This is a genomic window from Paracoccus angustae (assembly GCF_042648745.1).
Classification (GTDB): domain Bacteria; phylum Pseudomonadota; class Alphaproteobacteria; order Rhodobacterales; family Rhodobacteraceae; genus Paracoccus; species Paracoccus angustae.
Genome location: NZ_JBHRXY010000008.1, coordinates 122,768 through 146,435, shown reverse-complemented (window position 1 = coordinate 146,435; position 23,668 = coordinate 122,768). Strand labels below are relative to the sequence as shown.

Here is a 23,668-nt window from a genome sequence, read left to right as displayed (position 1 = left end):
GCCTTCATGCTGCGCAGCCGGCATTGATCCGTAGCGAACTCGTGAGGGATTCTGCCGCTGCCTCCGGCAGACTTGGGGCCATTCAGGTGGCCATGTCCAAGCGGAAGCAAGTCAGACAGGCAAGGGGTGGATCATGGCGCGGGGGCGCCCGGCCTCTTTCCAAAGGAAAGCCAGCGTGATCGGCAGGCGAAAGCGGCGGGGGCCGGCCGCGCCGGGGTTCAGCCAGAGGGTGCTGCCGGTTTCCTCGACGCCGGGCTTGTGGGAGTGCCCCGAGATCACCACGTCCCACCCTTCGGCTTGCGGATCGGCCTGCAAGGCCTTGCGGTCATGGATCATGTGGATCCGCAGGCCTTCGGTCGTGAGACTGACCGTTTCGGGCAGGGCCTTGGCCCAGTCGCCGCGGTCGATGTTGCCGCGGATAGCCGTTACCGGGGCGATGCGCGCCAGCGCGTCAAGATGGCGGGGATCGCCGATATCGCCCGCGTGCAGGATATGGTGGACGCCTTCGAGAGCCTCCAGCGCCTCGGGGCGGAGCAGACCGTGCGTGTCGGAGATGACGCCGATACGCTGCCCCAAAGATGGCTGGCCAAGTGGATGCATGGGCGCAGTTCCTGTTCGGCGAAGGAAGGGACGATGCCGGACAACCGGAGCGCAGACCCCCGGTCGCCTTGCCATCTGCATCCCCGATAGATCGTGGACTCACGGGCAAACAGCCTTAAGACGGCGATGTTCCCGGGAACAGCAATGCCGAAGCCAGGACGGATGTTCCGCGATCTCGCATCTCCTTCGCCAAGGCCGCCGCAACCGTTGCGGCAAGCGGCAGGTTTGTCCGCAAACCGCCCTTTTCGTCCAGACAACCTTTACCGCAGCCACTCCCGGAACGCCGCCAGCACCTCCTCGTAAACCCCGCGCTTGAACGGCACGATGTTTTCCAGCAGCGCCGCCGCGGGCATCCAGCGCCATTCCTCGAACTCGGGATGGCCGGTGTCAATGCGGATGTCGGCATCGTCCCCCAGGAACCGCATCAGCACCCATTTCTGACGCTGACCGCCAAAGCGGCCTTTCCAGACCTTGCCCAGCAATTCCGGCGGCAGGTCGTAATAAACCCAGCCGGGAGTTTCCCCCAGGATCTCGACCTTGTCGGGGGACACGCCGGTCTCCTCGACCAGCTCGCGCAGGGCGGCCTCGCGCGGGGTCTCGTCGCCGTCGATGCCGCCCTGGGGCATCTGCCAGGCGCCGGGCATGTCGATGCGCTGGCCCGCGAAGACCAGCCCGTCGGCGTTGATCAGCACCACGCCCGCGCAGGGCCGATAGGGCAGCCCGCCCGGCCCGGTCCGCTCCTCGTCAGCCATTCGTGTTGGCCGCGCCCGGGCCTTCGGTCCCCGACCCCTCGCCCGTCACGGCGGGGGTTTCGCTGGCCGGCACCTGCCCCGCTTGGAAATCGACGGCGGCAAGGCCTTTCAGGATGTCCACGGCATAGGCCAGCTGGTAATCCTCCTCGCGCAGCTTGGCGGTGGCCTCGACCTCGGCGGCCTCCTGCTCCATCTGCTTCTTCTCGTCGTCGCTGACGGAATCGTTGTTCAGCGCGCCGCGCAGGTCGGCCTCGGACCGGCCGAAGTTCGACTGGCTGCGCGGACCTTCCTCTTCCTCCTCGGAGGCGGGCGGCGGGGCGGGTTGGGCGACAAGAATGTCGGGCTGGATGCCCAGCGACTGGATCGAGCGGCCCGACGGCGTGTAGTACCGCGCGGTTGTCAGGCGGATGGCGCTTTCGGCCGTTACCGGCATGACGGTTTGCACCGACCCCTTGCCGAAGGTCTTTTCGCCCACGACGATGGCGCGGCGGTGATCCTGCAACGCGCCCGCGACGATTTCGGACGCGCTGGCCGACCCGCCGTTGGTCAGCACCACCATCGGCTTGCCCTGGGCCAGATCGCCCGGCTCGGCGTTCCAGCGTTCGCTTTCCTCGGGGTTGCGACCGCGGGTGCTGACGATTTCCCCCGCGTCCAGGAAGGCGTCGGACACGCTGATCGCCTGGTTCAGCAGCCCGCCGGGGTTGTTGCGCAGGTCCAGCACGAAGCCCGTCACCTTGTCGATCCCGCCCGCGTCCTTGACCGCCTTGTCCAGTTCGGATTTCAGCGTGTCGTAGGTCTCGTCGTTGAAGGTGGACACGCGCAGCACGACCGATTTCCCCTCGATCCGGGTCTTGACCACGGTCAGCTTGATCGTGTCGCGCGTCATGGTCAGATCGAACGGCTCGGTTTCGCCCTCGCGCAGGATGGTGACGGTGATCTCGGACCCGATGGGGCCGCGCATCATGTCCACCGCCTGGTCCAGCGTCAGGCCCATCAGCGATTCGCCGTTCACATGGGTGATGAAGTCGCCCGACCGGACCCCGGCCTCGGCGGCGGGCGTGTCGTCGATGGGCGAGACGACCTTGACCAGCCCTTCCTCCTGGCTGACCTCGATCCCCAGGCCGCCGAAGCTGCCGCGGGTCTGGGTCTGCATGTCCTCGTAGTCGCTGGCCGACAGGAATGAGGAATGCGGATCCAGCGAGGTCAGCATGCCGTTGATGGCGGCCTCGATCAGTTCCTTGTCGTCGGGCGCCTCGACATAGTCGGCGCGGACGCGTTCGAAGACGTTCCCGAACAGTTCCAGCTGTTCGTAGATCGACGCGTTGCTGCCGGTTTCCTGCGCCACCAGCGGCCCGGCGATCTGGGTGGTCAGCAGGGCTCCGGCCAGAACGCCGCCCACGCCCGCGATCAGATAATGTTTCATGTCGGCCTTTCCTGCCTTCAGTCCTGTCGGACCCCCGTGACGGAATTCAGCATGAACCATTCCGCCGGGTCCAGAGTTTCCTGTCCCTTGCGCAATTCCAGATACAGGGATTCGGTCTGCCCTGCATTGCCGCCGATTGCGGCATCGGCCACGAATTGCGCACCGAATTCCTGCGCGGAGGCCTCGGTCCCGCCCATCAGGCCCAAGGGATCGCCCGCTTGCAGCACGTCGCCCACTTCCCCGAACACCTGCGACATGCCCGCAAAGACCAGAAGATAACCGCGCGCGGGCTCGACGATCATCACATTGCCGTAATCCAGAAGCGGACCCCGGTATCGGATCGTCGCGGGCCAGGGGGTCGTGACCAGCGCGGCGGGGGGCGTGGCGATCACCCAGCCGGGGCGCTTGACGCCGGCCGCGTCGGGCTGGCCGTAAAGACGCAGGATCGTGCCCACCGCGGGCAGGGGCAAGCTGCCCTTGGCGCCCTCGAAATCCTCCATGGGCGGACCCACGTCCATCTGGACCTTGGCGACACCGGCGGCGAATTCGTCCAGCGATTGCGCGGCGTCGCGCAGCTTTTGCAGCTCTGCGGGCGCCTCGGCAAAGCGGATCGGCAGGCTGGAGCGGTCGGTGACGGCACTGGCCAGCAGCCTGCGCGCCTCCTGGACCGAGGCCAGGCCCGCGCCCAGCATCTGCGCGGCACCCGCCTGCAATTCGCGCACGGTGGCGATTTCGCGCAGGTCGTCCTGCAACCGCTCGGCCTCGGCGCGCAACCCGGGGGTGACGTCGGCCAGCACCATGCCGGATCGCGCATTGGCCAGCGCGCCCGCCGGATGCAGCAGCATCGTGGTTTCGGGCGATCGCTGCAACGCCGTCATGGCGCCCAAGACCGAGGCCAGCTGGACCCGCTGCGATTCGAAGCGGGCGCGCAGCTCCGCCTCGCGCGCGCTGGCCTGGCGCAACCCTTCGCGCAGGGCGGCAAGGCCCTGTTCGTAGCCCCGGATCACCGCGGTCAGGGCGACGACCTGGTCGTCGGCGGTCAGCGCATCGGCCAGCTTGGAAACGGCGGCGCGCAGCTGGGCGGCGGCGTCCTGCGCCTCGGCCACGGCGGCGCCGACCGAGGATTCCTGCGCCTGAACCGGCGCGGCGGCGACCAAGGCGGCCAAGGCCAGGGGAAGCAGAAACCTCATGCGGCCACGATCAGGCTTTCGCCCGTCATCTCGGCGGGCCGGTCAAGGCCCATCAGGTGCAGAACGGTCGGCGCCAGATCGGCCAGCCGCCCGTTGCGCAGCCTTGCGCCCGCCGGGCCGCCGTAAACGATCACCGGCACCGGGTTGGTGGTGTGGGCGGTATGCGGCCCGCCGGTCACGGGGTCGATCATCGTTTCGCAATTGCCGTGGTCGGCGCAGATCACCGCCGCGCCGCCCGCGCGGTCCAGGGCATCGAGCATCCGGCCCAGGCCGCGGTCCACGGCCTCGCAGGCCAGGGCCGCGGCGGGCAGGCTGCCGGTATGGCCCACCATGTCGGGATTGGCGAAGTTCACCACGATCAGGTCATAGCCCGCGCCGATCACCTCGACGAGCTTCGCCGCGACCTCGTCGGCGGCCATGGCGGGGGCCAGGTCATAGGTGGCGACCTTGGGGCTGGCGGGCATGAAGCGGTCCTCGCCCGGTTCGGGCGCCTCTTTGCCGCCGTTCAGGAAAAAGGTGACATGGGGGTATTTCTCGGTCTCGGCCAGGCGGAACTGGCGCAGGCCCTTGGCCGCGACCCAGGCCCCCAGGGTGTTGAGCACCTGCCGCTTGGGATATGCCGTGGCCATGTATTCGTTGTGCCGGGTGCTGTAATCGACCATGCCCAGCAGCGCCGCCCATTCGGGCCGGTCGGACGTGTCGAACCGGTCAAAGGTCGGATCGGCCAGCGCCGTCAGGATTTCCCGCGCCCGGTCGGCGCGGAAGTTGAGGCAGAAGAACCCGTCCCCGTCCATCGCGCCGTTGTAGCCGTCGATGATGAAGGGCTGGATGAACTCGTCCGTCTCGCCCCGCGCATAGGCGTCGGTCACGGCCAGGTCGGCCGACAGGGCAGGTTCCCCCCGCCCCGCGACGATGGCGCGATAGGCGCGTTCCACGCGTTCCCAGCGGTTGTCGCGGTCCATCGCGAAATAGCGCCCGATCACCGTGCCGATCCGTGCGCCTTCGGGCAGCGTGCCCTGCAATTCGGTGACAAAGCCCATGGCCGATTGGGGCGGCACGTCGCGCCCGTCGGTGATGGCGTGCAGAACAACCGGCACGCCCGCCCCGGCGATGGCGCGGATGGCGGCCTGGACATGAACCACATGGCCGTGCACGCCGCCGTCGGACACGATGCCCATCAGATGCGCCGTTCCGCCGGTGGCGCGCAGCCGTTCCACGAAACGGACCAGCCCTTCGTTGCCCACGAAGCTGCCGTCCTCGATCGCCAGGTCGATCTGGCCCAGATCCATGGCGACCACGCGTCCCGCGCCGATATTGGTATGGCCCACCTCGGAATTGCCCATCTGGCCGCGCGGCAGGCCCACGTCGGGACCGAAGGTCGTCAGCGTCGCGTGGGGGCAGTCGCGCATCAGCCGGTCGAAATTCGGCGTCGCGGCCTGATCCGGCGCGCTTTGTTCGGGGCGGTCCGAGATGCCCCAACCGTCGAGAATGCACAGGACCACAGGTTTCGTCATATCGCCCCTCGGATGATTTGCGCCTTGTTACGCCGACGCGGCGGTTGCGGCAACCGGCGAAGCCGGGGGCGCTTCGCCCCCCGGACCCCCCGAGGATATTTGCGCAAAGGTGAAGAACCGTTCCTGTTTCACCCGGGCGTCGCGTCTCGGCAGGGCTTCGCAGGCCCCGTTGCCGCGCTCATGCGCGATGATACGGCAAGCCGGCCAGGATCGTCGCGGCACGATACAGTTGTTCGGCCAGCATCACCCGGACCAGCATGTGCGGCCAGACCATGCGGCCCAGGCTGATCTGCCAGTCGGCCCGCGCCCGCAGCGCCGGATCGAGCCCGTCCGCGCCGCCGATCACGAAGCAGACATCGCGCGCCCCGTCGCGCCAGCCCGCAAGCCGGCGCGCGAAATCGGGAGAGGTCGGCTGCTCGCCCCGTTCGTCCATCATCACCAGGGCCGCGCCGGGCGGGACGGCGCGGGCCAGAAGCTCGGCCTCGGCGGCCATGCCGCCGCCGCGCTTGTCCTCGACCTCGTGAAGGGTGATGGGCGGCAGGCCGAGGCTGCGCCCGGTCTTGGCGAAACGGTCGAGGTAATCCGCCACCATCGCCGCCTCGGGGCCTTTCCGCAGCCGCCCGACCGCGGCGATGTCGATTCGCACGTTGGCCCGACTACATCGCCGGGCGGGCCCCGTCGCGGACGCGGCTGAGGGCGTCGGCGGGCATCCACATCTTTTCGAGCTGATAGAATTCCCGCACCTCGGGGCGGAAGACATGGACGATCACGTCGTCGGTGTCGATGAGCACCCAGTCCCCGGTGTCCTTGCCTTCGATGCGGGGGGTGCGGCCGGTCAGCTGCTTCATCCGTTCGGCCAGCTTTTCGGCGATGGCGCCCACCTGGCGCGCGCTGCGGCCCGATGCGATCACCATGTGATCCGCCATGGCCGACCGTCCGCGCAGGTCGATGGTAACGATGTCCTCGGCCTTGTCGTCGTCGAGCGAGGACAGGATGCGGTCCAGGATCTGGTCGCTGGTCAGATCATGCGCCGCGGGGGTCGCAGCCGGCCCCGTGGCCGGCGAGACGTCTTGTGACAGGGTTGTATCCTCCGGTCAGCGCGCCGATCGCCCCCGGCGCAGGGGATGGTATAAAGATAGCAAGTTTTCGCGACATCTCAATGATCGCTGCCCGCTTCCGCGCCGTCCGGCCGGGCTTCGCCCATGCGGACCGGCGGCGCGGCGTTCAGAACCCGCACTTCGCGCTGCGGGAAGGGGATGGTGATGCCCTGTTCCTTGAAGGCGTCCCACAGCGCCAGATAGACTTGGCCGCGCACGTTGGTCAGCCCGCCCGCCGCGTCGTCGATCCAGAATCGCAGCACATAGTCGATGGAACTGTCGCCGAAGCCCGTAACCCAGCAGACCGCCTGCCGATGGGTCAGCACGCGCTTCACGGTCTTGACCGCGGCGATGGCCACGGCGCTGACCTTGTGGGGATCGTCGTCGTAGGAGGCGCCGAACTTCAGGTCCAGCCGCACGAAGCTGTTGGTGTGGGACCAGTTGACCACCTGGCCCGTAACCAGATCCTCGTTCGGGATCAGGTATTCCTTGCCGTCGCGGGTCACAACGCTGACATAGCGGGCGCCCAGTTCCTCGATCCAGCCGAAGGTGTCGCCCAGGCTGATCACGTCGCCGGGCTTTACGGACTTGTCCAGCAGGATGATCACGCCGGACACCAGGTTCGAGACGACCTTCTGCAACCCGAAGCCCAGGCCCACGCCCACCGCGCCGGAAAAGACCGCAAGGCCGGTCAGGTCGAAGCCCGCCGCCTTGAGGCCCACGATCAGCGCCAGGCTGAACAGCATGATCTGCAACAGCTTCGTGGTCAGCACCCGCATCGTGGGCGAGATGTCCTCGTTCCGGGCCAGCCGCCCCGAGATCAGCCGCGACAAGGCCCGCGCCGCGCCGATCATCAGGCCGGTCACAACCAGCGCCTTCAGCACGGTCAGGGCCGACAAGCGCAACTCGCCCAGGGTGATGGCGATGCTGTCCAGGAAATCGCCCGCCGGTTCCGTCAGGCCCAGAAGGAACAGCGTGACCCAGACCCAGGCGATCCAGCTGACCGTCCGGCGCAGGAAGCGGTTGGCGATCAGCCGCACCAGGAAGAAGATCGCCAGCCAGGCCGTCGCGATAGAGGCCGCCAGGGCGATCAGCACGCTGCGCGAAGGCCAGGTGATCTCTTGCATGACCAACACGACGGCCCAGGCGAGAACCGCGAAGATCATCAGCCCCAGCCGGCGCCCGATCAGCACCCCGAGCCGCAGCCAGCCTTTCGGCCAGTTGTCGCGCCTGTGCAGCCAGTCGCCCCACAGGCGCGCGGCGATCCGCCCCATGGCCCAGGACGACAGGATCAGCCCGGCGATGGCGGCCAGCTGATAAAGCCGCGTGGGCAGGATCATCGTTTCGAAGAACAGGGCGATGCGCGACCACAGGCCCTGGGCGGCATCCACGATGTCTGGACCGACCGGCTCCATCCCGTTCTCACCTCCGACAATATTGCGTCAACGCCAAAAGGCGCATAAAAGATCGGCCATGTCCGGGTTCATTTATTTCGACATCCATGACCGCGCGCGGCTGCCGTCGCGGTTCTTTGGCGAAACGCGCGGCGTCACGGCGCGACTGTGACGGGCTGCGGTTCCGCCGCAGCCGAGCCTTTGCCGCCATCCGACGCATCACAGCCGAAAGCCAGACAGCCATGACCTTTGAGCCCCAAACCGCCGCCGCGCGGACGCTTTACGACAAGATCTGGGACGCCCATGTGGTGGACCGCCAGCCCGACGGCACCTGCCTTCTGTATATCGACCGCCACCTGGTCCACGAAGTGACCAGCCCCCAGGCCTTCGAAGGGCTGCGCATGACCGGCCGCACCGTCCGCGCGCCCGAACGCACCATCGCCGTGCCCGACCACAACGTGCCCACCACCTGGGACCGCGAAAGCGGCATCGACAACGAGGAATCGCGCATCCAGGTCGAGGCGCTGGACCGAAACGCCCGCGAATTCGGCGTGGTCTATTACCCCGTGACCGACATCCGCCAGGGCATCGTCCATATCATCGGCCCCGAACAGGGCTGGACCCTGCCCGGCATGACGGTGGTCTGCGGCGACAGCCACACCTCGACCCACGGGGCCTTTGGCGCGCTGGCCCACGGCATCGGCACCAGCGAGGTCGAGCATGTGCTGGCCACGCAGACGCTGATCCAGAAGAAATCCAGGAACATGAAGGTCGAGGTGACGGGCCGCCTTGCCCCCGGCGTCACCGCCAAGGACGTGGTGCTGGCGATCATCGGCAAGACCGGCACCGGCGGCGGCACCGGCCATGTCATCGAATATTGCGGCGAGGCGATCCGCAGCCTGTCCATGGAAGGCCGCATGACGGTCTGCAACATGGCCATCGAGGGCGGCGCCCGCGCCGGCCTGATCGCGCCGGACCAGACGACGTTCGACTATGTCAAGGGCCGTCCCCACGCGCCGAAGGGCGCGCAATGGGACGCGGCGGTCGCCTGGTGGAAGACGCTTTACAGCGACGACGGCGCGCATTGGGACAAGGTCGTCACCCTGCGCGGCGAGGACATCGCCCCAACCATCACCTGGGGCACGTCCCCCGAGGACGCGCTGCCCATCACCGCCACCGTGCCCGCGCCCGAGGACTTCACCGGCGGCAAGGTCGAGGCCGCGCGGCGGTCCCTGGACTACATGGGCCTGACCCCCGGCACGCCGCTGACCGACATCGCCATCGACGCGGTTTTCATCGGAAGCTGCACCAACGGCCGGATCGAGGATCTGCGCGCCGCCGCCCAGATCCTGCGAGGCCGCAGGCTGGCCGAAGGCGTGCGCGGCATGGTTGTGCCCGGATCGGGCCTTGTCCGCGCCCAGGCCGAGGAGGAAGGTCTGGACCGGATCTTCAAGGACGCGGGCTTCGAATGGCGGCTTGCGGGCTGTTCCATGTGCCTGGGGATGAACCCCGACCAGCTTGCCCCCGGCGAACGCTGCGCCGCGACCTCCAACCGCAACTTCGAGGGACGCCAAGGCTACAAGGGCCGCACCCATCTGATGTCGCCCGCCATGGCGGCGGCGGCGGGGGTGGCCGGGCATCTGGTGGATGTCCGCGCCTTTGCGGCGGAAACGGTGTAAGGAGACCCGATCATGGACAAGTTCACCACCCTGACCGGGATCGCGGCGCCCATGCCGCTGGTCAACATCGACACCGACATGATCATCCCCAAGCAGTTCCTCAAGACGATCAAGCGGTCGGGCCTCGGGGTCAACCTGTTCGACGAGATGCGCTATGACCGCGACGGCAACGAACTGCCCGATTTCGTGCTGAACCAGCCCGCCTACAGGCAAGCGGAAATCATCGTGGCCGGGGACAATTTCGGCTGCGGTTCCTCGCGCGAACACGCGCCCTGGGCGCTTTTGGATTTCGGGATCCGCTGCGTGATTTCCACCAGCTTCGCCGACATCTTCTTCAACAACTGCTTCAAGAACGGCATCCTGCCCGTGGTGCTGCCGCAAGACGCCGTGGACGTGCTGATGGAGGATGCCCGCAAGGGCGCCAATGCCCGCATGACGGTGGATCTGGAAAACCAGACGGTCACCACCTCGGACGGGCAGTCCTTCGCCTTCGAGGTCGATCCCTTCCGCAAGCACTGCCTGCTGAACGGGCTGGACGACATCGGCCTGACCATGGAGAAGGCCCCCGTTATCGAAAGCTACGAGACGCGGATGGCCCAAGCCCGTCCCTGGGTCTGAGGGGACGGCCTGAAAAAGCCCCGCCATGCAAGGATGGCGGGGCAAGGCGGTTCCCCTGATGGCGGCAGCCGGGGGAACGTGGCGAACCTCGGGGGATCAGTTCGGGCGGGACACCTCGCCCTCCATCTCGGCGCGGATCTGCTGGCGCAGGATGTCGATGGGGATCATCCGGCCCTCGCGCCGGTAATGCCAGTAGGTCCAGCCGTTGCAGCTGGGCGCGCCTTCCAGCGCGGCGCCGACCTGGTGGATCGAGCCCTTTACGTCGTTGCCGATCAGCGACCCGTCGGCGCGGACCTTGGCCTTGTGGCGGTTGTTCATCGAAAACAGCTCCTCGCCCGGGCGCAGCATGCCGCGTTCGATCACCTGGCCAAAGGGGATGCGCGGTTCCGCCCGCTTGGCGCGGGTGGTGGCCAAAGCCTCGGCGTCCAGGCGGCGGATGCGGCCGATGCGGCGCTCGGCCACCTCGCGATAGGCGGCCTCGCGCTCGATCCCGATGAAGTCGCGGCCCAGCATCTTGGCGACCGCCCCGGTGGTGCCGGTGCCGAAGAACGGGTCCAGCACCACGTCGCCGGGATTGGTGGTGCCGATGATCACGCGGTGCAGCAGCGATTCGGGCTTTTGCGTCGGGTGGGCCTTGTCGCCCGCCGCGTCCTTGAGCCGCTCGCCGCCGTTGCAGATGGGCAGCACCCAGTCCGACCGCATCTGCGTGCCTTCGTTCAGCGACTTCAGCGCCTCGTAGTTGAAGGTGTATTTCGCCGATTCGGACTTCGCCGCCCAGATCAGCGTTTCATGCGCGTTGGTCAGCCGCTTGCCGCGGAAATTCGGCATCGGGTTCGACTTGCGCCAGATCACGTCGTTCATGATCCAGAAGCCCTGGTTCTGGATCTCGGCGCCCACGCGGAAGATGTTGTGATAGCTGCCGATGACCCAGATCGCCCCGTTGGGCTTCAGCAGGCGGCGCGCGGCGGCCAGCCAGTCGCGGGTAAAGGCGTCGTAGGAGGCGAAATTCGAGAACTGGTCCCAATGGTCGTCCACCGCATCGACCTTGGAATTGTCGGGCCGGTGCAGGTCGCCGCGCAGTTGCAGGTTGTAGGGCGGGTCGGCAAAGATCAGGTCCACGCTGGCTTCGGGAAGCGCGTTCATCACGGGAACGCAGTCGCCCGCCAGAATCTGGTTGAGGGGAAGCGGGCGCGCGGCTGCCATGCGCTGTTCCTTGGTCTTGATCATCTTTGCCTCGGGAAAGTGCCGGCTTGGGCCGGTCTGGTATCCCGTTAACATGATTCAGACCCGAATCGGCGTCAATTTCTTTTTTGAATCAATGACTTGCCAGCGGGGGTTTACACAAGATGTTGTGGACGGGCGCGAACGAACGCCTATGGTAAGGGGTCACGCCCAAATCTAGAAGGGCCCGTTTGTGCGCGGGGGTTCCGTAGCCCGCGTTGGTGTCCCAGCCATAGCCGGGATGATGTTGCGCCAAATCCACCATCAGCCGGTCGCGCGCCACCTTGGCCAGGATCGAGGCCGCGGCAATCGTCGCGCAGCGCGCATCGCCGCCCACGATGGCCTCGCCGGGGCAGGACAGGTCGCGCGGCACGCGGTTGCCGTCCACCAGGACATGACAGGGCCTGTGCCGCAGGCCTTTCACCGCCAGGCACATCGCCAGATGCGAGGCGTGATAGATGTTCAGGCGGTCGATCTCCTCGACGCCGACATGGATGACGCAGTGATCGCAGTGGGCGATCAGCCATTCGGCCAGGGCCTCGCGCCGCTTCGCCGTCAGCTTCTTGGAATCGTTCAGCCCGCCGGGGATGTTGCCGGGGTCCAGCACCACGGCGCATGCGGTGACGGGCCCGGCCAGGGGGCCGCGCCCGACCTCGTCCACGCCCGCGACGCGGCGGGCGCCACGCCCCAGGGCGGCCAGTTCGAAGCTGAAGTCGGGCGGAATCATGCGGTGACGGTTACAGGGGCGATGGTCACCTCTTCGAGGTTCACGCCCTCGCCCTCCCGGTCCACGACCAGGAAATCCGCGGGCCGGTCCAGGGGCGTCAGGACGCCGTGCCAGACCCCCGCGCGCAGGTTCACCCCCGTGCCCGCAGGCACCAGAAAGGCGCGCGGCACCCCGGGCCTGCCGCCCTCGTCCGGGGCCACGATCGACAGCCAGGCGTCCGGTCCCAGCGGCATGAAGGCCTGGCTGCCCAGGGGGTGGCGTTCCAGCAGGGTGCAGTCATAGGGCAGGCTGACGGCCTGGGACCGGAAGATCGAGATGATCGCCTCTCCCCCGGACCGTTCCACGGTGGCAAGGGCGTGGTGGCGTTCGCAGCGGCCCGCGTTGATCATGCGGTCTGGCGCGGCGCGGGGGGCCAGCACGTCGCCAAAAGGGGCAAAGGCTTCGGGCGTGAGGGGTTCGATGCGGATCGTGGTCATGGGTTCCTCCTGCCCATGGCTTATCCTGCCGCCGCCAGCCCGTCGAGGATCCGCGCCATGATTGCCCGGCGCGCGGCGGGGCGGCGCAACAACGCGGCCTCGGCCCGGGCCGCCGCAGCCATGGCCTTGCATTCGCCGGGATTTTCGCGCGCCCAGGCCAGCTTTTCGGCAATGTCGCCGCAAAAGCGTTCCAGCGGAATATAGTGTTTCCACGGCTGGAAGCGGCCGGAATAGAACACCTCCCACCCGTCTTCCTCGGCCAGCAGCACGGATCGGCCGTCGATGGCGCCGATGAAGTTCGATCCGTGGTCGTAGCCCGTCAGGCAAAGCTGGTAACGGAAGCGGCGGAAGAAGGCGCGGCCCTGGCGGGGCGTGCAGTAAGGCGCCAGCAGCGGATCGCGGGCAAAGTCGCGATACCCCCAGGCCATCACCACGCCCAGATCGAAGTCGGGATGCCCCCACCAGCGCCGCAGAAAGGCCAGCCGGTTGGTGTTGCACAGCCGGTCCCAGGCCGCCTGCCGCATCGAGGCATCGTTTCCCGCCTGGGCCAGTTGCCGCAGGATGGCATGGGACGCCGGGCCGGGCCTGACGCCGCCCGTCATCTCGCTGCCCGAGATCATGCCGCGCCACACCACCCGGTCCAGCTTGTCTTCCCACGGGATCGGATCCGGCGCGGCATCGGGATCGAAACCGGCCAGGCCGATGCTGTGCTGGTCCGGCAGGGGCCACAGCACGGCATTCTTCGCGCCCTTGCGGCGGTTGTGGCACAGGACCGGGGCCGCCAGCGGCTCGCCCTGGGGGGATCCGAACCAGCGCGAATCCTCCATGTCGATGCGCAGGGGCATGGGGCGGTCCAGGCGCAGGGCGTCGTTGATCACCGCTTCGGCCCGGATCAGCTTGAAGTGCCGGGCGGGGGCGGACAAGGCGATGCCGTCCTGGACCGCGATGCGGCGGCGGGCGCCGTGGCGGTCGGTCACGACCTTGCCGCCGTCCCATACGGAAAAATATTCCGAAAATCCCCCGTCAGGCCGCGCGCCGGGCTCGAGGCCGCGCAGGCAGAAGGCGGCCACGTTCTCGGCATAGGCCGGATCGACCCGTTCGGCGGGGGCCGGGATCGGCAGCCGGACCGGACCCGGGGACGCGCCCTCCGACCTGGGGAACCAGCCTTGCTGCCAGCCGGGGTCGGGCATCGGCAGCAGCGGCGTCAGCCGGGCGGCCAGATCGGCGGGCGTTTCGCGGTCCAGATCGACGCGGATCAGGCGCGGATCGGCGCCGAAAAAGGCATCCACCGCCGCCAGATGGGCCTGCCAGTCGGCTTCCCACAGATCGGGCAGGCCGGCCGTGTCGCAGGCGCGGTGATGGGCATGGCAGCGCGCGACGGCACCCCCGTCGCGGGTCAGGCGGTCGAGGATCCAGTCCTCGGTGCGGCGCAGCGTCAGGATGAAGCGCGCCTGCGGGAAACGCTGGGCCAGCCAGCCGAACCGCCGCCATGCCTCGAGCGGCGGACGCCAATGGGGGGCGTGCCGGTAAAGGCCCGCAAACAGCACCGTGCCCGGCCAAGCGCCCAGGGGATCGCCGTCCCGGGCGCGGGAAAACAGGATGTCCTCGGCCAGGCGCCCGTTGTCGTGGCAGACGGCGGCATGGCCGTTGCGGCGGAACAGCCGGGCCAGCCGCGCCTCGCCGCAGTTATCGGGGCTGATGTGGACGAACAGCGCCCTGTCCGTCATCCGCCGATCAGACGCCCCGGCCGCGGCAAAAAGATCGTCAGAACGCCGAGCATCGGCAGGAACGAGCAAAGAACGAACACCCGCTCGATCCCCTGCGCGTCGGCCAGCACGCCCAGGGCGGCTGCGGCGATGCCGCCCATGCCGAAGCTGAAGCCGAAGAACAGCCCGGCGATGGTGCCCGTGCGGCCCGGCACCAGTTCCTGCGCAAAGACCACGATGGCCGGAAAGGCGGATGCCAGGATCAGCCCGATGATCACCGCCAGCACCCCTGTCGCCGCCAGCCCGACATGGGGCAGCAGCAGGGTGAACGGCAGCACCCCCAGGATCGAGAACCAGATCACCCGCAAGGGTCCGATCCGGTCGCCGACGACCCCGCCCAGCATCACGCCCGCGGCCATCCCGCCCAGGAACAGGAACAGCATGATCTGCGCGCCTTGCGGACCCAGGCCGAACTTCTCGATGGTGAAGAAGGTGAAATAGCTGCTCATCGAGGCGGTATAGATGTTCTTCGTGAAGGTCAGGACCGCCAGCACAACGATGGCCCGGATCACGATGCCGCGGGGCAGGCGCAGGGCGGTGTCGGGTTTGGCGGTGGCGGCGCGGCGCCGTCCCTCGGCCCAATGGCCCACATGCCACAGAAGCGCGGCGCCCCCGGCCGCGGCCACGGCGAACCAGGCCACCGCCGGGCGGCCCAGCGGCACCACGATAAAGGCCGCCAGCAAGGGGCCCAGGGATTGCCCGAAATTGCCGCCCATCTGGAACAGCGACTGCGCCGTGCCGAAGCGCCCGCCCGATGCCAGCCGCGCCACGCGCGAGCTTTCGGGATGGAACACCGCCGATCCCACCCCGATCAGCATCGCCCCCGCCAGCAGCATCCCGTAGTGATGCGCAAAGGCCAGCAGCAGCACCCCGCAAAAGGTCGAGGCCATGCCGAAGGGCAGCGAGCGCGGCTGCGGATGGCGGTCCGTCGCCATGCCGATCAGCGGTTGCAGCAGGGATGCCGTGACCTGGAAGGCAAAGGTCATCACCCCGATCTGCGCATAGCTCAGCGAGAATTCGACCTGAAGCAGCGGATAGATCGCGGCCAGCATCGACTGCATCACGTCGTTGACGGTGTGGCACAGGCTGATGGCGGTCAGGATGCCCCAGGCGGTGCCTGTGGCAGCCGTGGTGTTCGCGGTGGTGGCCTCGGCGCGCATCGTTCCCCCCTGCGGTCGGCTGCACATCATGCAATAGCAGCCGCACCGCCCGGCGCAAGCGGACTGTCGCCTCCGGCTTGGGCAAGCCTTTGCCGGTCGGTGTCCACTGTCGATTTGGACAGCTTCCTTTTGCGTCAACTCTTTCCGACATTGGTCAGGTTGTATGTTTCGAGTTCCACAGTAAAAAAATGGCAAAAATACCCGGCAACCTGGTCCGGTCGCTGCGCGCATCCGGCGCGGCGGGCGGCGGCAGGCGGATGAACACCTGGCAATCGGTCCGCGCGGATGTCCTGGACCGGATCCGCAGCCGGGAATGGCCGCCCGGCGAACTGATTCCCACCGAACAGGAACTGGCGGTCAGCCTGGGCTGCGCGCGCGCCACCGTGAACCGGGCCCTGCGCGAGCTGGCCGACAGCGGCATCATCGAACGCCGCCGCAAGGTGGGCACGCGGGTGGCGGCCACCTCGGCCCGGCGCACGGTGCTGGACATGCCCGCCATCCGCACCGAGATCGAGGCCATGGGCGCGGCCTATGCCTATCGCCTGTCCAACTTCATGACCCGCCTGCCGACCGATGCCGCCGCGCGCGCCCTTCAGGTTTCCCCCGGCGAGGAGCTGGTGCTGGTCAAGGCGACCTATACCGCCGACAACCAGCCGCATTGCTGCGAATCGGTCTGGCTGAACCCGCGCATCCTGCCGCCCCTGACCCGCCAGGACGTGGAGGAGCGGTCCGCCCACGAATGGCTGGCAAGCCAGGTGGCGCTGACGCATGGCCGTTTCTCGATCCTGGCGGATGCCGCCACGGGTGATTGCGCCCGCCACCTGAAGATCGCCGAAGGCACCCCCGTGCTGACCATCGAGCGCACCAACTGGAGCGACACGACCCCCGTGTCCTTCGCCCGCCAGTTCTATCCGCCCCAGCACCGCCTGGTGTCCGAGGATTAAGGCCAGCCCGACAAGGCCGGGAACAGCACGATCGCGGCCAGGACCAGAAGGTCCGCAAACAGAAACCGCGCGACGCCCGACAGGATCGGGCCGGACGGAACGGTCCTGCTGGCCGTTGCGACGATAACGGCGATCAGCCCGAAGGGCGGCAGGACCAGCGCAATCTCGATCAGCTTGACGGCCGCGATGCCGGCCCAGACGGCATCCAGGCCCCAGGCGTCGGCCAGGGCCAGCCCGAAGGGCAGCAACAGCGCCAGCATCGCCAGCGGCTCGGCCAGCAGCGCCAGAACGGCGCAGGCCGGAACCAGCAGGGCCAGGACGCCCAGGCGCGGCATCCCGGCCGCCCAGTCCGCCAGCGCCGCCGGAATGCCCGTCATGTCCAGAAAGACCAGAAACAGCTTCGCCGCGACCAGCACCAGCAGAACCGCGCCCGTCTGCCGCAGGGCCTCGCGCAGGGCGGACCACAGCGTCCCGGGGGTCAGGCGGTGCTGGGCCAGGCCAAGGCCCAGCGTCAGGGCCAGGCAGATCGCCACGGCGGCCACCGGCGTCAGAAGGCCCGAGGCGATCCCGCCCACGACGATCGCGAACAGCACCGGCGCGGGCCAGACCGCGCGCAGCGCCGCGCCGGGCGAGACCGTCGCCGGCTGCGGCAGGGGCGCGGAGCGCGGGTCGCGCCGGACCCACCACAGCACGGTGGCGACCATTCCCGCCAGCGACAAGGCCGCCGGCAGCAGCCCCGCCAGGATCATCGCGCCCACCGGCGTTCCCGACAGCAGCCCCCAGACGATCAGCAGCATCGACGGCGGCAGCAGCGCGCCCAGCGTTCCGCCCATCGCCACCGAGGCCCCCGCCAGGCGCGGATCGTATCCCGCGCGCAGCATCGCGGGCATGGCGATGCGCGACATGGTGGCGGCGCAGCCCAGGGACGACCCCGAGGCCGCGGCGAAACCCGCGCAGCCCCCGATCGCCGCCAGGGCAAGTCCGCCCCGCCTTTCTTGCAGGATCACGGCTGCCGCGTCGTGCACCCGCGTGGCGAAGCCTGCGTAGAAGGCGGTGTTCCCCAGCATCAGGACCAGCGGCACCAGCGCCAGATCCGGCGACCACAGCAGCGCCGCCAGCGGATCCCACGCCCGGTCCAGGGTTCCCGTCCAGGCCAGCCCGGCCGCGCCGGACAGCATCAGCGCCAGGGCGGCCGGCATCCGCAGGGCCGTCAGCGCGACCGCCGCCGCCACCGCGGCAAGGCCCGCCATGCCCATTCCCTCGCCCGTCACCCTGTCCCCGGATATGCTGCCGCGGGGGCAGGCTATGCCGCGGCGGCGGCGAACTCAAACGGGAATTGACCGAAATGTGACCGGCGGTCTATCTGGCGGTTTCGCGCAGGACCGCCAATGCTGCGCCCATCCGACGGAGATCCCCATGCCGCGCCTTTCGACCTCCACCCTGCTTGCCCTGGCGCTTGCCTCGCTGTGTGCCCTGCCCGCGCAGGCCCAGACCGACAAGCCCTTTCTGGCGGCCGATGTGGAGGCCGCAAGCTACAACGGCGGCGACCTGCCTTCGGGGCGGTCGGCCCTGACGACAAAGGTGCAGGTGCTGCTGGACAGATCCGGGATCTCGCCCGGCGTGATCGACGGCTTCAAGGGCGGCATGAGCCAAAGCGCCATCATGGCCTTTGAACGCCGGTCCGGCCTGCCCATCGACGGGGTGATGGACCCGCATGTCTGGAACCTGCTGCAATCCTTTGCGGCGCAGCCCGCGACCCAGGACTACACCATCGCCCCCGAGGACGCGCAGGGCCTGGTGGACGCGATCCCGACGGACTATGCCGAAAAGGCGAAGATGCCCGCCATGGCCCATACCAGCGTCGCCGAACGCCTGGGCGAGCGGTTCCACATGGACGAGAAGTTCATCGCCTTCCTGAACCCCGGCATCGACCTGGTGCCCGGCGCCACGATCAAGGTCATCAACACCGGCAGCCGGATGCGCGGCACGGTGGCGCGCATCCTGGTGGACGTGAACACCCGCCGCGTGGCCGGGTTCGACGCCAACGGCAGGCTGCTGGTGGACTATCCGGCGACGATCGGATCTTCGGCCACGCCCTCGCCTTCGGGCAACCACCAGGTGGCGACGGTGGCGCTGAACCCCAACTACACCTACAACCCGAAGAAGAACTTCCAGCAGGGCGACAACGACAAGGTTCTGGTGGTGCCGCCAGGACCGAACGGGCCGGTGGGCACCGTCTGGATCGGGCTGTCCAAGCCGACCTACGGCATCCACGGGACGCCGACGCCCTCGCAACTGTTCCGCAACCAGTCGATGGGCTGCGTGCGGCTGACCAACTGGGACGCCGAGGAGCTGGCCCATATGGTCCGCGTCAACGCCACCGCGGTCGAGTTCCTGCCCCAGGGCATCACCATCGCCGATGCGACCGGCGCCACGACCGGAACCCCGGCCCCGTCCCAGCCGCTGGAAGCCCCCGCCGACGCCGCCGTCGCCGATCCGGCCATCCCTGCCGCCCCGGAACAACCGCTCGACTACACGGATCCCCTGGCCGCCAAGCGCGCCCGGGCCGAGCCGGTCTACGAGAACACCTCCGAGGAGGACGCCGACGCGCGGGTTCCGCCCGCCGATCCGCTGTCCGATGCGCTGACCGGCGCCCTGCCCGACGGCTTCGTCGTCCCGCCCGTCGCGGAACGGCCATGATCCGGGCGGGCGCGATCCTGCTGGGACTGTGCGTGTCGCTGACACCCGCCAGCGCGCAGGACCGCCCGCCAGAGCGGCCCCAGGATGCCGCGCCCCCGCCTCCTCCGTCACTGCCCCCGTCACCGCGCCCTTCCGGGGCGGAAGCAAAGGCCGCGCCGCCCGGGCCGGCCGAGGTTTTCGGCCCCCCCGCCCCTCCTGCCTGGTGGATGCTGCGGGAAACCGATCAGCAGCTTGCCGCCTGCAAGCTGGCGCTGGCCCATCTGGGCACGGTTTACGCCGAACAGCCCGCGATCACGAACCCCGAGGATCCCGACTGCGGCATCGCCCGGCCGATCCGGGTGGACCGGATCCTGCCCGACCTGGTTCTGGAAGGCGGCGCGGTGATGCGCTGCGACACGGCGCGGGGGCTCGGCTTCTGGGCGCGCGATTTCCTGCGTCCGGCGGCGGTCATGCTGCCGGGGGCGCCCCGCGTCACGGGCCTGCAACTGGGCACCACCTATGACTGCCGCCCGCGCATCGGCACGGGCGAGGCGCAGCCGAAGCTGTCGGAACATGCGCTTGGCAACGCCATCGACATCGCCGCCATCCGGTTCGCGGATGCCGAACCCCTGGCGATCCAGCCGCGCACCGAGACGGGCGATCTGGCCGAGGCGTTTCAGCGCACCATCCGCGCCTCCGGCTGCCTGTTCTTCACCACGGTTCTGGGCCCCGGTTCGAACGAGGCGCATGACGACCACCTGCACCTGGACACGGCCGTCCGGCGCGGCGGCTGGCGGCTGTGCCAGTGACGGCGCGGGGGATCAGCGCCTGGCGCGCTCCAGATCCAGATAGGACGGGTCGAAGCGCGACAACAGCACCAGACCCTTCCAGTCGATGATGGTGATGTCCGATCCCGACCAGCGGATCAGACCGCGATCGCGCAAGTCCCGGACCGCGCGGTTCACATGGATGGGGGAATAGCCCAGGATATCCGCCAGTTCGCGTTGCAGCAGCGGCAACTGGAACTGCCCGTTCGAGGCCGCGCCGACGGCATTCAGGCGCGTGTAGATCTCGCACAGCAGATGCGCCAGATGCGCGCTGGACCGCAGCGAGGCGGCGGCGACCAGCCATTGCCGGTGGATCGCCGCGTCGATCAGGGTGGCCATCCACAGAAGCCGGGTCAGATGGGGAAAGTTCTCGGTGATCTTGGTCAGTTCGGAATGGTCGATGAACTCGACCTCGACAGGGCCGACCGCGACAATGGAATGATCCAGCCTCGCCAGGACAAAGGCGTGAAGATCGACAAAGTCGCCGGGCACGTGCAGGGCCGTGATCACGCGGTCGTCGGGCCGCCCGACCAGCCGGTTGGATCGCGCGGACAGTCCACGCAGCATCATGCAGCTGCGGGCCGGACTGCTGTTGGCCGGAACGATCACCTCGCCCGCGCCATAGCTCGCGTGTTCGGTCCTTACGGCCCGCAGGCGTTCCAGATCTTTCGGGGCCAGAGTGTCACGCCTTTGAAGATAACGGACAAAATACTCGGTGATTGCCAATTCCGTCCCCTTAACTCTGGCAGAAGACAGTTGCAAATCGCGCTGCACTGCGCAATGGGCCGGTTCCCCCGTCTAACATTCATTAAGCGATCTCAACCGCTTGCACCCTGAATTACGCCCGCGCGCCGTGGCGCGGGTTGCCCTGAACCCGGAGCGCCGCGGCAAGTTCCACAAAGCTGTCCGCGACCCCGTTCGTCCTGCGCGTCACGAAGTCGTCGAGTTGGGGATAAAGCTTCACCGCTTCATCCAGCCGCGCGTCCGATCCGGGTGCGTAAAGGCCCGCGCGGATCATCAGTTCGGATTCCGCATAGGCGCCAAGAGCGGCCCTGGCCTTGCCGATCATCCTGTTCTCGTCAGCGGTGGCGGCGTCGGGCAAGGACCGCGACACCGATCTTACCACATCAATGGCCGGAAAGCGCCCACGTTCTGCAATCGTTCGGTCCAGCACCACATGGCCGTCCAGGGTGCCGCGCAGGATGTCGGCGACCGGTTCCTCCATGTCGGACCCCGCCACCAGCACGCTGAAGATGCCGGTGATGTCGCCCGTCCCCTCCAGCCCCGGCCCCGACCGTTCGGCCAGCGCCATGATCAGGTTCGACACCGAGGGCGGAAAGCCGCGATAGCTGGGAGGCTCGCCCGCGGCCAGGGCGATTTCCCGATGCGCCTCGGCGAAGCGAGTGATCGAATCGGCCAGAAACAGGACATGGCGGCCTTGGTCGCGGAAATGCTCGGCCACGGCCATCGCCGCCCAGGCGCAGCGCCGCCGGACAAGGGGGGAACGGTCCGAGGTCGCGGCCACGATCACCGCCCGCGCCATGCCTTCGGGGCCCAGGGTCTTCTCGACGAATTCGCGCAACTCGCGCCCGCGTTCGCCGATCATGGCGATGACCACCACATCGGCCTGCACCCCCTTGGCAAGCCCGGACAGCAGCGTGGACTTGCCCACCCCCGATCCCGCGAACAGCCCGATCCGCTGGCCCGTGACCAGCGGCAGCAGCGTGTCGAAGACCGCGAAACCCGTGGGCAGGCGCGCGCCCAGCCTTTTGCGGCGCACGGCGGGCGGCGCCTCGCGGCGGTAGGGGCGCGGCTCGCGGCCCCTGGGCAGGGGACGGCCGTCCAGCGGCTGGCCCAGGGGGTCGATGATTCGCCCCACCCAGGCGTCGCAGGGGGCGATGGTGGGGGCAAACAGCAGCTCGACCTCGGCCCCGACCGACAGCCCTTCGGCATCGCCTTCGGGCAGCACATCGGCATGACGGGGCGCAAGCCCGACGACCTCACCCGCGACATGGCCTTTTTGCAGCGAGATCAGAACCCTGTCCCCGACCGAGGCATGGCTGTTCAACCCCTCGACCCGGATCAGCCCGGCCTGCATCGAATGCACCCGCCCGAAGTGCCGGGTGATGCGCAGATCGGCGATCCGCGCCGCGATCGAGGTCAAGTGGTCCATCTCCGCCCCCTGTTTTTTCAAGCCGCAAACGGTTTCTAAACGAATCGGGGTTAAGACCGGGTTATCGCCAATGAGGAGAAGCCTCATGTTTGAAAAGATCGAAATGATGCGCATGGCCCGCGCCCTGGGCCAGCACGCGAGCCAGCGGCAGACCACCGTCGCCCGCAATATCGCCAATGCCGACACCCCCGGCTTCAAGGCCGAGGATGTGGCATCCTTCGCCGACAGCTACCGCGCGGCATCCGCGCCGATGCGGACCACCGATCCGCGTCACCTGGACGCGCCGGAATGGTCCCCCGCCGCCCATGCCGCCACGGCGGAAACCGGCGTCTCGCCCAACGGCAACTCGGTCTCGCTGGAGGAGGAGATGCTGAAGGCGGCCGAGGTCAAGCGCAGCCACGACCTGTCGCTGGGCATCTACAGCTCGGCGCTCGACCTGATGCGCACCAGCATCGGGCGGAGGGCGTGATGGACCGTCCCGTTTCCGCCCTGCACCTGTCGGCATCCGGCATGCGCGCCCAGAGCGAACGCCTGCGCCACACGGCCGAGAACATCGCCAATGCCGACACGCCCGGCTACCGCCGCAAGCTGGTCACCTTTGAGGAGGCCACCGATTTCGGCCGCCCCACCGGCGAGGTCGAGGCCTCGAGGCTGCGGCTGGACCGGACGGACCTGCCGCGGGTTTACGACCCCTCGCATCCCCTGGCGGACGAGAACGGCTATTACCTGGGATCGAACGTCGATCTGGTGATCGAGATCGCGGATTCGCGCGAAGCGGGCCGCAGCTATGAAGCCAACCTGAAAATGTTCGAGCAGACGCGCCAGATGGGCGCGTCGCTTCTGGAACTTCTGCGTCGCTAGAAAGGGTCGCCCATGTTTGCCAGTTTGAATGCAGCCGGAGCCTATTCCGCCGCCCGCAATGCCGTGGCCCCCGGCCAGCCCGGTCCCGCCGTCCAGGCGATCTCGCAGGCGGCCGAGGATTTCGCCGCCCAGATGGGCCAGGTCGACCAGGCCGCGACCGGCGCCATGACCGGCCAGATCGAGACGCATCGCCTGGTCCAGACCATCGCCGAGGCCGAGCTGACCATGGAAACGGTGGTCGCCATCCGCGACAAGGTGGTCGAGGCCTATCAGGAAATCCTGCGGATGCCGGTGTGATCCATGGATGAAACGCTGCTGTTCGACATGCTGCGCCAGGCGCTGCTGATCTCGGTCCGCATCTCGGCTCCGATGCTGGCGGTCGCGCTGATCGCGGGCGTGGTGATCGGGCTGTTCCAGGCGCTGACCTCGGTCCAGGAGATGACGCTGACCTTTGTGCCCAAGGTCGGGCTGATGCTGGCGGTCTTCTGGGTATCCATGAGCTTCATGACCACGGCGCTGTCCGATTTCTATCTCGGCCAGATCATCCCCCTGATCGCGGGAAGCTGA

General features: G+C 68.3%; 25 protein-coding genes. 9 read left to right on the top strand and 16 right to left on the bottom strand.

The window, feature by feature from the left end; genetic code table 11:
* Positions 1-111: 111 nt before the first annotated feature.
* From ACFOM8_RS12145 to ACFOM8_RS12110, 8 genes are all read right to left on the bottom strand, one after another.
* A complete protein-coding gene (locus tag ACFOM8_RS12145; protein ID WP_377761658.1) occupies positions 112-600 on the bottom strand; it encodes a metallophosphoesterase family protein in 489 nt (162 codons plus the stop codon).
* Positions 601-860: 260 nt separating this feature from the next.
* Positions 861-1,352 carry an RNA pyrophosphohydrolase gene (locus ACFOM8_RS12140; protein WP_377761656.1) on the bottom strand — a complete coding sequence of 164 codons (492 nt, stop codon included), beginning with the start codon at positions 1,350-1,352 and terminating at the stop codon, positions 861-863.
* On the bottom strand, positions 1,345-2,775 hold the full coding sequence (locus ACFOM8_RS12135; protein WP_377761654.1) for a S41 family peptidase: 1,431 nt from the start codon (positions 2,773-2,775) through the stop codon (positions 1,345-1,347). The genes ACFOM8_RS12140 and ACFOM8_RS12135 overlap by 8 nt, the downstream gene beginning before the upstream one ends.
* Positions 2,776-2,792: 17 nt before the next feature.
* Positions 2,793-3,965 (bottom strand): murein hydrolase activator EnvC family protein, encoded by a 1,173-nt coding sequence (locus tag ACFOM8_RS12130; protein WP_377761653.1) that lies wholly within the window; start codon positions 3,963-3,965, stop codon positions 2,793-2,795.
* On the bottom strand, positions 3,962-5,479 hold the full coding sequence (gene gpmI, locus ACFOM8_RS12125; protein ID WP_377761651.1) for a 2,3-bisphosphoglycerate-independent phosphoglycerate mutase: 1,518 nt from the start codon (positions 5,477-5,479) through the stop codon (positions 3,962-3,964). Before gpmI ends, ACFOM8_RS12130 begins: the two co-directional genes overlap by 4 nt.
* 178 nt (positions 5,480-5,657) lie before the next feature.
* The gene (gene rlmH, locus ACFOM8_RS12120) at positions 5,658-6,125 is read right to left on the bottom strand and encodes a 23S rRNA (pseudouridine(1915)-N(3))-methyltransferase RlmH (RefSeq protein WP_377761649.1); all 468 of its coding nucleotides are present in this window, start codon (positions 6,123-6,125) and stop codon (positions 5,658-5,660) included.
* A 10-nt stretch (positions 6,126-6,135) separates the two neighbouring features.
* On the bottom strand, positions 6,136-6,558 hold the full coding sequence (gene rsfS, locus ACFOM8_RS12115) for a ribosome silencing factor (RefSeq protein WP_377761707.1): 423 nt from the start codon (positions 6,556-6,558) through the stop codon (positions 6,136-6,138).
* 77 nt (positions 6,559-6,635) lie between these two features.
* A complete protein-coding gene (locus ACFOM8_RS12110) occupies positions 6,636-7,991 on the bottom strand; it encodes a mechanosensitive ion channel family protein (RefSeq protein WP_377761647.1) in 1,356 nt (451 codons plus the stop codon).
* A 221-nt stretch (positions 7,992-8,212) separates the two neighbouring features.
* Here ACFOM8_RS12110 and leuC point away from each other — a divergent pair, with 221 nt between their 5' ends.
* Together leuC and leuD are read left to right on the top strand one after the other, a co-directional pair.
* The gene (leuC, locus tag ACFOM8_RS12105; RefSeq protein ID WP_377761645.1) at positions 8,213-9,649 is read left to right on the top strand and encodes a 3-isopropylmalate dehydratase large subunit; all 1,437 of its coding nucleotides are present in this window, start codon (positions 8,213-8,215) and stop codon (positions 9,647-9,649) included.
* A 12-nt stretch (positions 9,650-9,661) separates the two neighbouring features.
* A complete protein-coding gene (gene leuD / locus ACFOM8_RS12100; RefSeq protein WP_377761643.1) occupies positions 9,662-10,267 on the top strand; it encodes a 3-isopropylmalate dehydratase small subunit in 606 nt (201 codons plus the stop codon).
* Between the two features lie 96 nt (positions 10,268-10,363).
* On the opposite strand, the gene ACFOM8_RS12095 is transcribed toward leuD, so the two are convergent.
* The 5 genes from ACFOM8_RS12095 to ACFOM8_RS12075 form a co-directional block, all read right to left on the bottom strand.
* Entirely contained in the window at positions 10,364-11,494 is a 1,131-nt protein-coding gene (locus ACFOM8_RS12095; protein ID WP_377761641.1) for a site-specific DNA-methyltransferase, read from the bottom strand.
* 88 nt (positions 11,495-11,582) lie between these two features.
* Complete coding sequence (locus ACFOM8_RS12090) at positions 11,583-12,215, bottom strand: ribonuclease HII (RefSeq protein ID WP_377761639.1); 633 nt, start codon at positions 12,213-12,215, stop codon at positions 11,583-11,585.
* Positions 12,212-12,691 (bottom strand): ureidoglycolate lyase, encoded by a 480-nt coding sequence (locus ACFOM8_RS12085; RefSeq protein ID WP_377761637.1) that lies wholly within the window; start codon positions 12,689-12,691, stop codon positions 12,212-12,214. The genes ACFOM8_RS12090 and ACFOM8_RS12085 overlap by 4 nt, the downstream gene beginning before the upstream one ends.
* A gap of 20 nt (positions 12,692-12,711) precedes the next feature.
* Entirely contained in the window at positions 12,712-14,418 is a 1,707-nt protein-coding gene (locus ACFOM8_RS12080) for a glycosyl transferase family 90 (RefSeq protein ID WP_377761635.1), read from the bottom strand.
* Entirely contained in the window at positions 14,415-15,617 is a 1,203-nt protein-coding gene (locus ACFOM8_RS12075) for an MFS transporter (protein WP_377761633.1), read from the bottom strand. Before ACFOM8_RS12075 ends, ACFOM8_RS12080 begins: the two co-directional genes overlap by 4 nt.
* Positions 15,618-15,805: 188 nt before the next feature.
* Between ACFOM8_RS12075 and ACFOM8_RS12070 the strand changes: the two genes are divergently transcribed.
* Positions 15,806-16,561 carry a GntR family transcriptional regulator gene (locus tag ACFOM8_RS12070; protein WP_377761631.1) on the top strand — a complete coding sequence of 252 codons (756 nt, stop codon included), beginning with the start codon at positions 15,806-15,808 and terminating at the stop codon, positions 16,559-16,561.
* Here the strand turns inward: ACFOM8_RS12070 and ACFOM8_RS12065 are convergent.
* Positions 16,558-17,811: a TRAP transporter large permease subunit gene (locus tag ACFOM8_RS12065; protein WP_377761629.1), complete on the bottom strand. Its 1,254-nt coding sequence runs from the start codon at positions 17,809-17,811 to the stop codon at positions 16,558-16,560. The genes ACFOM8_RS12070 and ACFOM8_RS12065 overlap by 4 nt on opposite strands.
* Positions 17,812-17,977: 166 nt before the next feature.
* Between ACFOM8_RS12065 and ACFOM8_RS12060 the strand changes: the two genes are divergently transcribed.
* Positions 17,978-19,261, top strand: a complete 1,284-nt coding sequence (locus tag ACFOM8_RS12060) for a L,D-transpeptidase family protein (RefSeq protein ID WP_377761627.1) — start codon at positions 17,978-17,980, stop codon at positions 19,259-19,261.
* Positions 19,258-20,049, top strand: coding sequence for an extensin-like domain-containing protein (locus ACFOM8_RS12055; RefSeq protein ID WP_377761625.1), 792 nt, complete (start codon positions 19,258-19,260; stop codon positions 20,047-20,049). The genes ACFOM8_RS12060 and ACFOM8_RS12055 overlap by 4 nt, the downstream gene beginning before the upstream one ends.
* A gap of 12 nt (positions 20,050-20,061) precedes the next feature.
* Here the strand turns inward: ACFOM8_RS12055 and ACFOM8_RS12050 are convergent, their stop codons facing one another.
* Entirely contained in the window at positions 20,062-20,793 is a 732-nt protein-coding gene (locus tag ACFOM8_RS12050) for a Crp/Fnr family transcriptional regulator (RefSeq protein WP_377761624.1), read from the bottom strand.
* Between the two features lie 112 nt (positions 20,794-20,905).
* Positions 20,906-22,240 (bottom strand): FliI/YscN family ATPase, encoded by a 1,335-nt coding sequence (locus ACFOM8_RS12045; RefSeq protein WP_377761622.1) that lies wholly within the window; start codon positions 22,238-22,240, stop codon positions 20,906-20,908.
* A gap of 85 nt (positions 22,241-22,325) precedes the next feature.
* Between ACFOM8_RS12045 and ACFOM8_RS12040 the strand changes: the two genes are divergently transcribed.
* From ACFOM8_RS12040 to ACFOM8_RS12025, 4 genes are read left to right on the top strand one after another with little or no spacing between them, the layout of a single operon-like run.
* Positions 22,326-22,709 carry a FlgB family protein gene (locus ACFOM8_RS12040; RefSeq protein WP_377761620.1) on the top strand — a complete coding sequence of 128 codons (384 nt, stop codon included), beginning with the start codon at positions 22,326-22,328 and terminating at the stop codon, positions 22,707-22,709.
* On the top strand, positions 22,709-23,101 hold the full coding sequence (flgC, locus tag ACFOM8_RS12035) for a flagellar basal body rod protein FlgC (RefSeq protein ID WP_377761618.1): 393 nt from the start codon (positions 22,709-22,711) through the stop codon (positions 23,099-23,101). The genes ACFOM8_RS12040 and flgC overlap by 1 nt, the downstream gene beginning before the upstream one ends.
* 12 nt (positions 23,102-23,113) lie before the next feature.
* Positions 23,114-23,398, top strand: a complete 285-nt coding sequence (locus ACFOM8_RS12030) for a flagellar hook-basal body complex protein FliE (protein WP_377761616.1) — start codon at positions 23,114-23,116, stop codon at positions 23,396-23,398.
* 3 nt (positions 23,399-23,401) lie between these two features.
* Entirely contained in the window at positions 23,402-23,668 is a 267-nt protein-coding gene (locus ACFOM8_RS12025) for a flagellar biosynthetic protein FliQ (RefSeq protein ID WP_207468471.1), read from the top strand.